We start from the raw sequence: 12637 nt of genomic DNA, 5'->3' as shown, positions 1-12637 counted from the left end.
ACTGTCCAGGGTCCCCCCTCCCGTGTGGGACACTGCGGGTCCACCCGCGAGGAGCCCGCGATGTTCGACCATTTCCTCTGGGAGATCCTGATCTGCCCAGTTCTGATCGCCCTGGCGATCCGCGTTCTCGCCGACCGGCTGCGCCCCGAGACAGCGGTGGTGTTCCTGGTCACGTCGCTGGCCGGCACGGCGGCCGCGGTCCTGCTCACGCTCGGCGCGTTCGCCCTGAAAGCGGTCGCCGAACTGCCGTTCACCGGCGCGGCGCTGGGCATCTCCGACGCGTACGTGCGCGCCGACACCGCCGCCGAGCCCTGGGTGTCCTGGCTGTCGCTCGCCCTGCTGATCGCCGCCGTGACCGGGATCGCCCATGTCGTGCGCACCCACCGCCGGGACAGCGCCTACGCCCGCCGGTTCACCGCCCTGACCGCCACCGACGGCATCGTCACCGTCGACGACGACCGGGCCGAGGCGTTCGCCGTGCCCGGCGCGGGCGGCCGGATCGTCGTCACCACCGGCATGCGCGCCGCCCTCGACGAGCAGCGGTTCGCGGCGCTGCTCGCCCACGAGCGTGCCCACCTCAGCTCACGCCACCACCTGATGGTTCTGCTGGTGCACCTGTCGGCCGCCGTGCACCCGGCGTTCCGCCTGCTCGTCCGCCCCTTCGACCACCTGGTCGAACGCGCCGCAGACGAACGCGCCGCCACCGAGGTCGCCGACCGCCGCACCGTCGCGCACGCCATCGGCACGGCAGCGCTCGTCTCCGAACACACCCACCGGGCCGGCCGGCTGCGGGTCGCCCCGTCCCGTACCGACCTGAGCCGCGCCGGAACCGTCCCCCGCCGGGTCGCGTCCCTGCTCACCCCACGCCGCGCCGTACCCCTGCCGTTGCTCGCGATCCCCGCCGGCATCGCCGCGTTCGCCCTGGTCTGGACCGCCGAGTGCGTGATCGACCTGGGCGAGCTGCTGGCCGCCGCCGCTTGACCCCGACCGCGTGTGGGGTCAGGGCGCTATGCGCGCCCTAACCCGACACACCGCTGGCGCGTGTGGATTCAGGGCGCATAGCGGCCGAACTCCACACGCTCTAGTTCTGGTCGTCGTTCAGCAACCGGCGCAGCAGTTCCTCGTCGCCGGGCTGCAGCCCGGCCACGAACCGGCGCAGCACCGTCGCCCGATCCGGGACGGTGCCGAGGGCGGCGCTCATCCGCTCGGCCACGACCGACGACTCGTCGGTGAGCGGGGCGTAGCGGAAACTGCGGCCGTCCTTGAACCGGGCCACCATCGACTTGTCGTACATCCTGGTCAGAATCGTGACCACGGTGCTGTACGACAGCGGCGCCGACAGGCGCTCCAGCACGTCACGGGGGTTCAGCGGCTCCGCAGCCGACACGAGCACACGGAGCACCTCGGCTTCCAGCGCACCGGCCGGCCGGCGCCCGTCTTCGTGTGGCACGCCGAGAGCATATCGGCCCCATCGGCCGGGTCTACCGGCCCTTGCGCTGCCAGGCCTGCGGGGCCGTCCAGTGCCGGATCATGGCGATTACCCGGAACGCGACGATGAACGCCGCCGCGGTCGGGGCGGCGGCCGCCATCGGCAGGTCGAGACGGTGCGCGACGGTGACAGCGGCCGCGCCGATCATGGCGGGGATGGCGTACAGATCGGTCTCCACCTGCACCAGCGCCGGGGTCTGCCGGGCGATGATGTCGCGCAGCAGCCCGCCACCGACCCCGGTCGTCACGCCGAGCACCGCCGACTGCACCGGGCCGAGGCCGTGGTCGAGCGCCTTCAGCGTGCCGGTCACCGTGAACAGGCCGAGGCCGGCCGCGTCGAACAGCAGCACCCCGAAGTTCAGCCGCTCCACCACCGGATGCGCGAAGAACGCCACGGTCGCCGCCGCCACCGGCACCAGCAGGTACCCGACCTGCTGGAACGCGGCCGGCGGCGCGTCGATGATCAGATCCCGGACGACCCCGCCGCCGAGCGCGGTCACCTCGGCGAGGATCAGGATCCCGACGGCGTCGAACCCTTTCTGGATGGCGGTCAGCGCCCCGGAGGTGGCGAACACGAACAGACCGACGTACTCCAGGATCACCAGCGCGGTGTGGCTCGACATCCCATCAGTCTCCCGGGCGCGCCTCGACCGCTTCGACCCACTCCGGAACGACCGGGACCGGGTGATAACGGTCGTCGAGGCGTACCTCGGCACCCCTGTCGATGGTCCAGCACTCCAGCTCTCGCAACCACAGATCGTGCAGGTGTGCTTCGGCCGCGGCGGGATCGGTGAACACGTACGCCACTCGCTTGATCGGGCCGTCGAGACGGGCGGCGCAGGCGTCGCGCATCTCGCCCTTCGACACCTCCCGTCCGTGAACGGTCACTCGCAACGTCGCGGTCTCCTCGTCGTACACACCCCGCAGCTCATGGCGCGCGATGTGCTTCTCCCCGATGAAGCCACCGACGGGGCTCTCGTCCGTCAGCAGTCGATGACCGGCCCGCGCCTGCTCCACCGCGGTCCCGAAATCCGCCGCGAGGTCATGGAACTGCACGAACGTCGTGTCGTTCGCCGCACGCAGCACCCGCCAGGGACCGAAGTCCAGCCACCGGCGCGACACCAGCCGCCGGTGCCCGTCGCCCTGGAAAGCGCACATCCACCCGTGCGCATAGTGCAGATCACCGAAACCGCCGGGCTCGTACGGGTACCGCCAGCGGGAGAAGTCGCCGTGGATCGACGCGAAGGAGGCCAGCTCGAACGGCACCTGGCTCAACCTGTCGAGCATCGGCCGGAAGTCCGGCTCCAGCGGGGCGCAGAACCGGACGATCGCCTCCGGGACGTTCACGGTGAAGACGTCCTCGCCCGGCCACACGGCCATGGCGTGCCGGCCACTCGTCAGCATCCGCTCGACCAGGTCCGGGCCCGGGTCGACGTGCTCGCTGTCGATGACGAGTTGAATGGGCGAGCCCTCCGGCATCACCCGTCGCATCACCGCCCGCAACGTGCCGGCCTGATCCGGCCCCGACAAACCGACGTTCATGCTGCTGGCCACTCCGATACTCACCGCTTGTTGATCACCACGCACGATAACCAGCACCGGCAACCGCTTTTACGCGTAACCCATCGCGGCGATGACATCCGCGAGGGCGGCATGGGCGTCCGGGCCGAACCGATGGTCGCGGTGGTGCAGCCGGCGCGCGTCGAAGGTGGCGGCGGTCACGACGTCGTCGACGCCCAGCCGGTGGAACAGGTCGCGGCGCTGCGCGGGCCAGTCGGCGGCCAGATCCTCGGCCTTCACCTCGATGTACCGCCGCCCGGTCAGATCGGCGGTGGCCTTCCACGCCAGCCACCGCTGGTAGACGGGCTGCAGCCAGGCGAGCACGCCCTCGACCGTGGGCGGCGCCCAGGGCTGCTCGACGTGCGAGGCGACCACGGCGAGCGGATGCCGCTTGACGTGCACGATCGTCGCCTCCGGGAAGAGCTCCCAGAGAAAATTCAGATAGAGCAGGTTGTACGGGGTCTTCTCGCACCAGACCGGCTTGCCCGCGTCGGCTGCCGCGCCGGCGAACAGCGTCCCGACGGTGTGCCGCAGGATGGTGATCAGTTCGCTGCGGTCGCTGAAGTGCCCGGCCAGCACCCGCCGCCGGGTCCGGGGCTCGAACAGCCCGGTCGCGGTCACCGGTTCGTCGAACGCGCACGCGACGAGTTGCGGCCACAGGTCGTCCCACGCCGTGCGGTAGCGCTGTTCGCCGAGGACCTCGGGGACGGTACGCCCACGGTCGTCCCGGTGGCTCGCCAGCCGTACCGTCACGAAGTCGTGCAACCGCCGCAGCGCGTCACCGCCCACGAACGGGTCGTAGCGGGACGTGAGCGCGTCCGCCAGGTCCCGGACGCCGCCCGGATCGACGAGGAAACGGGTTTCCATCGGGATCCGGTGGATCAGCGGGTGCTCGCCGATGACGGTGGCGAGCTGCGACGTTCCGGATCGGCCGGTGCCGGCGACGAAGATCGGTGCGGGGGTGGGCATGCGGCTCACTCCGGTACGGTCCGGAACGGGCGGAGGCCGCGGCGCCGGTAGTTGGGCAGGGCGTTCGGGTGGTCCTGGGTCGACGTGTGGAGCCAGATCCGCCGTACGCCGGGCGCCAGGTCCCAGGCCCGTTCGACGGCGAGGGTCAGCGCGTACCCGCCGAGGCGCTTGCCGACGAAGTCCGGCACCAGGCCGAACGTCTCGATCTCCACCTCGTGGCCGGGGTGCCGGTCGTAGGCGACCAGCCCGGCCGGCACGCCCTCGAACGACAACAGCCAGAACAGCCGGTCCGGCCGTTCCGCGAACCAGGTGACCCACTCGCCGACGGTGCGGGTCGCGCATTTCCAGCCGTACGGGGCACCGATCCTGACCTGCAGATCAACCACCAGCGGGGATTCCCGGTCGAGGGGTTCGAGCGCGAGCCCGGGCACCGGATCAACGGGAACAAGTTGATCACGAGCTGTCATTTCGAGATAGGTGACGATCTCGCTCATCCGCCGGAGATTACGCGATCCACGGCGTATGAACCGCCCAATAAACAGGGCCGCCGTTACGAACGGGCCCGCCGCCGATCCCCGATCACGCCGGCCACGAGCGCGATCGCGACGAGGCACCCGAAGGCGATCAGCGTGACCACGTCGAAGACCCGGCTGCGCACGTCGGCGGCGAGCCGCGGCCCGAAGATCCCGCGCGGGTCGGTGATCACCTCCAGGCGCGTGCCGGCCTCGTACCCCACGCTGTCCCGGAAGTCCCCGGCCAGCGCACCCCCGGCGTCGTCGCGCAGCTCGTAGCTGTAGAGGCAGCTACCGTCCTCGTTCTCCACGCACTCGGCGAACGCGACGGTGCCGGCGACCGGCGTGCCCTCGTAGCGCATGTACCAATCGCCGGGCACCGCGAGCGCCGTCATCAGCAGCGCCAGCACCGGCACGAACGCCACCCAGGTCGGCCAGGTCCGCCCGGCGCTGATCCGGTACAGCAGGAACGGCGCCGCCACGAACGCCGTCATCGGCACGGCAGCGATCAGCCACCACAGCCCGGTGCCGAGCGCGCCGGCCACCCCGATCACGATCCAGAGCGCGAGCACCGCGGCGAGCAGCACCGTCACGCGGCGCACGGTCTCCCTTTTCACGATCCCATTGTGGTACGTGGCCCGCGCCCCGGAACACACTGGGGAGAGCCGCGCTGCCCGCGCCGGAAAGGAGTCCCCGGTGACCACCATCCGCGTCCGTTTCGTCGGCGCCGACAAGTACCGCGACTTCCAGGTCGACGCCGCCACCGCCGACCACGTCGTCGCCCAGCTCAGCGACCCGAACGCCGTCCTCACCTTCACCGACCAGTACGGCACCACCCACGTCCCGGTCCGCGGCATCACCTACATCACCGTCCGCACCGTGTGAGGGCCGTCAGCCGTAGTCCGCGTGATCATCCCCGCCGGAGACGAGGAGTCCGATGGGTGCGAAGCTTTCGCACTCGCGGCGATCGGCCGGCGAGGCCCGCGGTAAGAGCCGGGATCGGATCATCATCATCACGACAGGCCGGGCTGTGGCAGTGCGAACCTGGCCCGGAACGCGGCGATCACCGCCGCCCTTTCGCCGGGGATGACCTCCGCCGCTGTCTTCACCGTGTCGACAGCCGCTTCCAGGAGGTTGTCCTCCCTCGCGAAGACGACCGCGTGGATCGCCAGCACCTCGGGTGGAATCCTTGGCCGTTCACGGCGGGCGCCCATGCTCGCAACGGCGTGGTGGGTGATCTCCTCGGGCGTTACACCCTGCCATCGGGCGAACGCGGCGTCGAAGGTGGCGAACGATGCCGGCGGAGGGTCGCCCCGGTCCAGGGCGTCGAGCGCCTCAGCAACCCAGTCCAGCCCGGCCATTCCCGCTCTTCGGCACGTTTCTCTCGCCGCCCACGCCGCCATGGCTCGCTGCGCGGCGGGGTCTGCCGCAGCGATCTCGTCGACCAGATCTCGGTCGATACGCGCCAGGCCGGCGGCGCGCGGCGCGACGGCGCGCAGGCGGTCGTTGTCGGGAGCACGGCCACCCCAATAGCGGGCCTCGTCCGCCCGGCGGAGTTGTTCCTTCTCTTCGCGGCGCCGACGCTCCTTTTCGGCGCGTGCGCGTTGCCGGGCGGCAGCTCGTTCCTCCGCGGTTGGCGGTGCCGGCTTCCGCTGTGCGACCTGATGCCAGTACGCAGCCACACTGCTCGTCTGCCGCACGACAACGTCAGGCGCGGGGAACGCCGGCCAGAACTGGATCGAATAGCGCTCCGGAGGATCGGTGATTCCATCGCCCTCGTTGTCGAAGCCGAGACCGCAGAAGCGCACCCGGTAGTCACCGACCTCCAGGCCGGCCAGCGGCACCGGCGCGTCCGCCCAAATGCCGATGTAGACGCCGGAAGCCCGCGGCCTGAACGAGGCCTCGACGACCTCTTGCCAGACCGGATCGACCTCGGGCTCGCTTTCGTGCACCTCGATACGCACCGGTACGTCGCCGGTGTGCAGGCCGGTGGTGAATCGGAGCACTCCGGGGATCGCCGCGCCGCAGAGGCCGTTCGCCTGACCAGCACGGCTGTCCAGGTCCTCAGGCTCGTCCTCGTCCTCGCTGTCGCCGACATCGCTCTCGAACGAGAAGAGATGGAACGCCACGGCCACTTCGTCATCGAACAGGACCCGCACCCGCCCATCATCCTCCACGACGGGCCTGCCCGGGGGAGGACTCGGCTGATGTTCTATGCCGGCGCTGCCCTTACCGCGAGGGGCGTGGCCAGGCGGCGGCGCGAGCATAGGTCGCGACTTGCGCGCCACCCGCCGTCGCCCGGATCGCGGCAGATGGACGGTCACGACGCAGGCCCCGGCCTGGCGTGGCGGGAACTCCTCCACATCGCCCACACACCGGACCCTGGAGCACCGGGAATCCACGATCCCCACGCCCGAGTCCTGCTCCTGCTGCCGGCACTGGGCGACCAGGACACCCCGGCCGACGCCATCGATGTGGTCGCCGACGCCTTGCAGTGGGCGAAGGTCCCGGCCGGCGAAACGGAGCACCTGGCGAGACAGATGCTGGATCACCCGATGTTCCCGGCCGCCCGATGGGTCATGCCGATTCCCACCAGCGTCAACGGCAGCGACGAAATCTTCGACGGCATTCTGGTGTCCGATGCCGCCTCCAGTCCCCGGTGCGGGATCCGGCTGGCACAAGGAATCACCCGCGAGCAGAACGACCGGCTCGCACGGGCGCTCGGTACCTGGCGGAGCTGACACCCTCGGGCCGGTAGCCCTCGCACGCCAACGGGCATGGGAGCGGAGCCCTGCTCTCGGGCAGAAGCGCGCACGAACACAGCTGGAGAGCCCTGGCTTGCAGCAAGCATCTGAGGCCATCAACGCGGACTATGACTACACCTTGTTGATCACCAGCGACGCCAAGGCGCTCCTCAGCCGGCTCGACCCGACTGCCCACGAACCGCGAACCCCATGCCGCCACCGGAGCGCTGATTAAGTCAGGTGCTTGAATGTCCGGATGACCGCTTCCGGACGCCGGCAGATCCTCGAGGCCCTCACCGGGCTGCTGCTGGCCCTGTTCGTGTCCACGCTGGCCAGCACCGTCGTCTCCACCGCGCTGCCCCGCATGCTCGGTGACCTGGGCGGATCGGCCACGCAGTACACCTGGGTGGTCACCGCGACCCTGCTGGCCGCGACCGCCGCCACCCCGATCTGGGGCAAGCTCGCCGACCTGTACAGCAAGAAGGCGCTGATCCAGATCGCCACGCTGGTGTTCGTCGCCGGGTCGGTCGCCTGCGGGCTCGCCCAGGACGCCGGCCAGCTGATCGCCGCCCGCGCGCTGCAGGGTGTCGGGGTCGGTGGCTTGCAGCCGCTGGTCACGATCGCGATCGCGGCGCTGATCCCGCCCCGGGAGCTCGGCCGGTACTCCGGTTACCTGTCCGGGGTCACGGCGGTCTCCACGATCGGCGGCCCGCTGCTCGGCGGGTTCATCGTGGACACGCCGTGGCTGGGGTGGCGGTGGTGCTTCTTCGTGGGCGTACCGTTCGCGATCCTGGCTCTGATCCTGCTGCAGTCGACGCTGCGGCTGCCGGTGGCCCGCCGGGACGGTGTGAGGATCGACTACTGGGGCGCCACGCTGATCACCGGCGGGGTCAGCCTGCTGCTGATCTGGGTGTCGTTCGCCGGCGGCGCGTTCGCCTGGCCGTCCTGGCAGACCGCGGCGATGGCCGGCAGCGGCCTGGTGCTGCTGGCGCTCGCGACGTGGGTGGAGCTGCGCGCCGCCGAGCCGGTGGTGCCGCCGAGGATCATCCGGCAGCGGATCACCGCGCTGGCGATCCTCGGCAGTCTCGCCGCCGGCACCGCGATGTACGGCGCGACCGTCTTCCTGACCCAGTACTTCCAGGTCAGCCGCGACCACACGGCCACCGAGGCGGGTCTGCTGACGATCCCGATGATGGCCGGCATCCTGGTCTCCTCGACCCTCGGCGGGCACCTGCTCAGCCGCAGCGGCCGGCTGAAACCGTTCCTGGTGACCGGCGCGGTCAGCCTGACCGCCGGGTTCGGCGTCCTGGGCCTGCTCGCCGAGCGCACCTCGCTGACCCTGATCGGCGCGGCGATGGCCCTGGTCGGCATCGGGATCGGCCTGACCCTGCAGAACTTCGTGCTCGCCGTGCAGAACACCGTCGCGCAGGCCGACATCGGCGCGGCCAGCGCCACCGTCTCGTTCTTCCGGTCGATGGGCGGCACGATCGGGGTGGCGGTCCTGGGCGCGATCCTGGCCCGGCAGGTCGCGGCGGGCGCCTCGTACGGCGACGCCACCGGCCACGTCTTCGCCATCTCCGCCGCGATCGCCCTGCTCGGCGTGGTCGCGGCCGTCCTGCTCCCGCCGATCCTGCTGCGCACCAGCCTCGACAGGACCGTCACCGGCGACAGGGTTAAATAGCGGCGTGGAATCGTTGCGCGGCATCGCCCGGATCGGTCTGGGCCTGGCGGCGGTCGGCCGGCCCGGCTACATCACCCTCGGCCGGGACCGGGATCTGCCGGCCTCACGCAGTGCGGACGAGTTGCGGTTGCGGGCCCACACGCTTCTTGACGCGGCGTACGCGGCCGGAGTCCGCTATTTCGACGTGGCACGCTCCTACGGCAGGGCCGAGGAGTTCCTGGCGAGCTGGCTGCCGGGGCACGACGACGCGGTCGTGGGCAGCAAGTGGGGTTACACGTACACAGCGAATTGGCAGGTCACGGCCGACGTGCACGAGGTGAAGGACCACAGCGCCGCCACCTTCGACCGGCAGATCGGCGAGACCCGGGCGCTGCTCGGCGACCGGCTCGCGCTGTACCAGATCCACTCGGTCACCCCGGACAGCCCGGCCCTGACCGACAAGGACCTGCACCGCAGGCTGGCCGACCAGGGCGCCGTCGTCGGGTTCTCGACCAGCGGCCCGGCCCAGGCCGACACGATCCGCGCCGCGTGCGCGATCGAGGTCGGCGGGCAGCCGCTGTTCCGCAGCGTGCAGAGCACCTGGAACCTTCTCGAGCCGAGCGCCGGGCCGGCCCTGGCCGAGGCGCACGCGTCCGGCCGTACCGTGATCGTCAAGGAGGCCCTGGCCAACGGCCGCCTGGCCGCCCGCACCGACCTCGGCCCGGACCCGGACGTCACCGCCCTCGCCGCGGCCCTGCGGCAGCCGTGGGCGTCGATCGTGCTGTCCGGCGCCGCGACCACGGCGCAGCTGGCCTCCAACCTGCGCGCGGCCACGTGCACGCTGCACGCTGGCGATCTTGACCAGCTGGCCGAGCCGAGCGAGCAGTATTGGCGTACCCGGTCAGCTCTTCCCTGGTCCTGACGTCACCCGGTAGATCGCGCCGGCCGCGTCGTCACTGACGTAGATCGCCCCGTCCGGTCCGAGCACCGCCATCACCGGGCGGCCCCAGCGGGAGCCGTCCTCGTCCTGGAAGCCGGTGAGCAGGGTCTGCTGCGGGCCGAGCGTGCCGTTCTTCCAGGCGTAGAAGGAGACCTCCGGGGCGCGCGGCGGCTTGCGGTTCCACGAGCCGTGCACGCCGACCAGCGCGCCGGGGCCGTACCCGGACGGCAGCCCCGGCGCGGCCACGAAGCTCAGGCCGAGCGGCGCCGAGTGCGCGCCCATGCCCTGCTCGACCGGGGGAAGCTTGGCGCAGTCGAGTTTCGAGCCGTCGGCGTTGGTCTGGAAGTCCCGGACGAACGGCCGCTGCGTGTAACTGAGCTTCGAGTCCTGGTCGCCGGGTGACAGGTCGGGTTCGGAGTTGCAGTACGGCCAGCCGAGCTCCCGCCCCTCGGTGAGCCGGGCCAACTGCTCCATCGGGTGGTCGTTGACGTACGACTGCAGCACCTTCCCCTGGTCGCTGTCCCCGTCGCCGTCGTAGTCCCGGTCGTGCGGGTACTCGATGTTGTCCCGGTGGTTGACCGCCGTCCACACCGCCCCGTCCGGGTCGATCGCCAGCCCGGTGCCGTTGCGCACGCCCCGCGCGTACACCGCCGGCTCGCCCCCGCCGGGCGGCGCCTTCAGGATGGTGGCCCGCTGCGGGTCGGCGTCCCGGTCCTCCGCGGAGATGTTGCCGGTGGACCCGACCGAGACGTAGATCGACCCGTCCTCGCCGATCGCCACGCTCTTGAGGGCGTGCGAGTAGGCGCCGCGCAGCTCCGGGCTCTTGTCGTCGGGCAGCCCACCGACCACGACCTTCCGGCCGGAGACGGCCCCGTTCCGGTACGTGTACGCGTTGACCTGATCGCTTTCGGCCACGTACAGCGTGTCGCCCTTGAATGCGAGCCCGTGCGGCTGGTTCAGCCCGGTGAGCAGGGTCCGCTGCCGCGGCGCCGCGTCCGCCGCTCCCGGCGTCAGCTCGATCACGTCGCCGTGTTTGGGCCGGGACACCAGCAGCCGCTTGTCCGGCGTCCAGGCCAGCAGCCGCGCCGTCGGCACCCGCGCCCACACGGTGACCGTCCACCCGGCGGGCGCCCGCAGCCGCCGTTCCCGGTCGAAGGGCTCGTCATCGGTCCCGGCGAGCGCCCGCACGGTGGTGGCGGTGAGATCGGCCGGCGTGGGCTCGGACGTCTGCGCCGCGGCGGGTGAGCCGGGCGCCGACGGGCTCTCCGGCTCCTCCGCCGAACAGGCTGTCAGAGCCAGCACCAGGGTTCCGGCCACCACACCGCGCGCAGTCTTCCTCATTCCGGCATCTCTACCCACCTACCGGGCGAACCGCAACCCGGCGGGCCGGTCAGTCCTCGGACTCCTCCTCGCCCTCGAACACCTCGTCCATGATCTCGCTCGCCACGTACCCGGCGGCGAGACCACCGGCCACCCCCATCAGCATCCCGCCCATCCCGGACCCACCCCGCCCACCGTGGTGATCCTGGTACTGCCCGTGATATTCATGCGGCTGCCCGTATCCCGGGTGGCCGTAGCCGGGCGCCGCCTGCCGGTGCTCGACCGCCTTGCTGACCCAGCCGCTGACCACCATGACCCAGTCCACACCGTCCGCGTCGGCATGTGACACGGTGTGCCGGGCATAGCTGTCGTGCCCACCGCCCCGCTTGTCGAACTCCAGAACCACCTCGACCGCGTGCGGACTCGTCACGAACGTCAGCTCGACCTCGTTGATCGCGTGCCCGAACTGCTGCGCCGGGAAGAACTCGATCTCCTGATAGAACGGCAACGTCTGGTGCACCCCCGCGATCTGCCCGTATTCCAGATCCGCCGACTTGAACACGAATCCCAGCTGCGCGAACGCGTCCAGGATCCGTTGCTGCACCGGCAGCGGATACACCTGCACCGGATCGAGATCGCCCTTGTCGACGGCCCGCGCGATCGACACTTCGGTCCGCACTCCCATCACCATCCCGTGCAGCGGCCGCCCGTGCACCGCCGTGATCGGTGTCTCCCACGGCACCACGATCTGGAACGGCACCGCGAGATGCTGCCCGGCGCCCAGCCGCAGCGGCCCGCTGACGGTCACCCGATGGAACTCCCCAGTGGCGTGGTGCTCCCCGCCGCCGCTCTCCACCTCCATCCGGGTGACGAGGCTGAGCGTGATGTGCTCGATCTCCGCATCGGCACCCCCACCGACCAGGTTGACCTGCCCGGTCAGCGGCGCGCCCGGCTGCACTCCCGGCTGGCTGAGCACGGTGTCGACACTCGGCCCGCCGATGCCGAGAGCCCCCAGCATCTTCTTGAAAACCACATCAAACCCTTTCTTGCGTACGGGTACAGGTACGAGTAACGCCAGGTCACCCCAACAGCGTGTGGAGTTCGGCCGTCCTCCGCGCCCCAACTCCACACGCCGGAGCTTCGCCGGCCCCGGCAGACCGCCACCGGCAGGCGACCCCACGCAGCGTGTGGAGTCCGGCCGTCTATCGCGCCCCAACTCCACACGCTGGAACGGGACCTAGGTGTCAGCGGGGACGGGTGGGCGGACGCGCATCCGCAAACGCGTGATGGCGCGGCCGGTGATCTCGGCTACCTCGGCGGTGTGGCCGTCGATGGCGACGGTCTCGCCGGGCACGGTCGGGATGTGCCCCAGGCGGGCCAGCACCAGCCCGGCGACCGTGGTGTAGTCCCCGGCGTCCAGTTCCTCGATGTCGACGCCGATGTC

General features: G+C 71.0%; 15 protein-coding genes. 5 read left to right on the top strand and 10 right to left on the bottom strand.

Annotated elements, in window-relative coordinates:
• Positions 1-60 precede the first annotated feature (60 nt).
• On the top strand, positions 61-981 hold the full coding sequence (locus ACZ3II_RS27680; RefSeq protein ID WP_465520671.1) for a M56 family metallopeptidase: 921 nt from the start codon (positions 61-63) through the stop codon (positions 979-981).
• A 100-nt stretch (positions 982-1081) separates the two neighbouring features.
• Here ACZ3II_RS27680 and ACZ3II_RS27675 read toward each other — a convergent pair whose 3' ends face one another.
• From ACZ3II_RS27675 to ACZ3II_RS27650, 6 genes are read right to left on the bottom strand one after another with little or no spacing between them, the layout of a single operon-like run.
• On the bottom strand, positions 1082-1450 hold the full coding sequence (locus ACZ3II_RS27675; RefSeq protein WP_465520670.1) for a BlaI/MecI/CopY family transcriptional regulator: 369 nt from the start codon (positions 1448-1450) through the stop codon (positions 1082-1084).
• A gap of 31 nt (positions 1451-1481) precedes the next feature.
• The gene (locus ACZ3II_RS27670) at positions 1482-2111 is read right to left on the bottom strand and encodes a trimeric intracellular cation channel family protein (RefSeq protein WP_465520669.1); all 630 of its coding nucleotides are present in this window, start codon (positions 2109-2111) and stop codon (positions 1482-1484) included.
• A 4-nt stretch (positions 2112-2115) separates the two neighbouring features.
• A complete protein-coding gene (locus ACZ3II_RS27665; protein ID WP_465520668.1) occupies positions 2116-3054 on the bottom strand; it encodes a hypothetical protein in 939 nt (312 codons plus the stop codon).
• A gap of 45 nt (positions 3055-3099) precedes the next feature.
• On the bottom strand, positions 3100-4017 hold the full coding sequence (locus ACZ3II_RS27660) for a sulfotransferase family protein (RefSeq protein WP_465520667.1): 918 nt from the start codon (positions 4015-4017) through the stop codon (positions 3100-3102).
• Positions 4018-4022: 5 nt separating this feature from the next.
• Positions 4023-4511: a GNAT family N-acetyltransferase gene (locus ACZ3II_RS27655; RefSeq protein WP_465520666.1), complete on the bottom strand. Its 489-nt coding sequence runs from the start codon at positions 4509-4511 to the stop codon at positions 4023-4025.
• Between the two features lie 56 nt (positions 4512-4567).
• A complete protein-coding gene (locus ACZ3II_RS27650; RefSeq protein ID WP_465520665.1) occupies positions 4568-5146 on the bottom strand; it encodes a hypothetical protein in 579 nt (192 codons plus the stop codon).
• Positions 5147-5225: 79 nt separating this feature from the next.
• On the opposite strand from ACZ3II_RS27650, the gene ACZ3II_RS27645 reads away from it, so the two are divergent.
• Positions 5226-5414, top strand: a complete 189-nt coding sequence (locus ACZ3II_RS27645; RefSeq protein WP_465520664.1) for a hypothetical protein — start codon at positions 5226-5228, stop codon at positions 5412-5414.
• A gap of 128 nt (positions 5415-5542) precedes the next feature.
• On the opposite strand, the gene ACZ3II_RS27640 is transcribed toward ACZ3II_RS27645, so the two are convergent.
• Positions 5543-6688: a hypothetical protein gene (locus tag ACZ3II_RS27640; protein WP_465520663.1), complete on the bottom strand. Its 1146-nt coding sequence runs from the start codon at positions 6686-6688 to the stop codon at positions 5543-5545.
• A 153-nt stretch (positions 6689-6841) separates the two neighbouring features.
• On the opposite strand from ACZ3II_RS27640, the gene ACZ3II_RS27635 reads away from it, so the two are divergent.
• The 3 genes from ACZ3II_RS27635 (at position 6842) to ACZ3II_RS27625 (ending at position 9855) form a co-directional block, all read left to right on the top strand.
• Positions 6842-7270, top strand: coding sequence for a hypothetical protein (locus ACZ3II_RS27635; RefSeq protein WP_465520662.1), 429 nt, complete (start codon positions 6842-6844; stop codon positions 7268-7270).
• A gap of 259 nt (positions 7271-7529) precedes the next feature.
• Positions 7530-8954, top strand: a complete 1425-nt coding sequence (locus ACZ3II_RS27630; RefSeq protein ID WP_465520661.1) for an MDR family MFS transporter — start codon at positions 7530-7532, stop codon at positions 8952-8954.
• A 4-nt stretch (positions 8955-8958) separates the two neighbouring features.
• Positions 8959-9855: an aldo/keto reductase gene (locus ACZ3II_RS27625; RefSeq protein WP_465520660.1), complete on the top strand. Its 897-nt coding sequence runs from the start codon at positions 8959-8961 to the stop codon at positions 9853-9855.
• On the opposite strand, the gene ACZ3II_RS27620 is transcribed toward ACZ3II_RS27625, so the two are convergent.
• From ACZ3II_RS27620 to ACZ3II_RS27610, 3 genes are all read right to left on the bottom strand, one after another.
• Positions 9835-11214: a PQQ-dependent sugar dehydrogenase gene (locus ACZ3II_RS27620; protein ID WP_465520659.1), complete on the bottom strand. Its 1380-nt coding sequence runs from the start codon at positions 11212-11214 to the stop codon at positions 9835-9837. The genes ACZ3II_RS27625 and ACZ3II_RS27620 overlap by 21 nt on opposite strands.
• Before the next feature lie 49 nt (positions 11215-11263).
• Complete coding sequence (locus tag ACZ3II_RS27615; RefSeq protein ID WP_465520658.1) at positions 11264-12226, bottom strand: sporulation protein; 963 nt, start codon at positions 12224-12226, stop codon at positions 11264-11266.
• A 204-nt stretch (positions 12227-12430) separates the two neighbouring features.
• On the bottom strand, positions 12431-12637 hold a 207-nt coding region (locus ACZ3II_RS27610), incomplete at its 5' end, for a transporter associated domain-containing protein (RefSeq protein WP_465520657.1).

It is taken from the genome of Actinoplanes sp. NPDC019969 (genome assembly GCF_055562375.1).
This window is presented reverse-complemented; position numbering and strand designations above follow the sequence as displayed.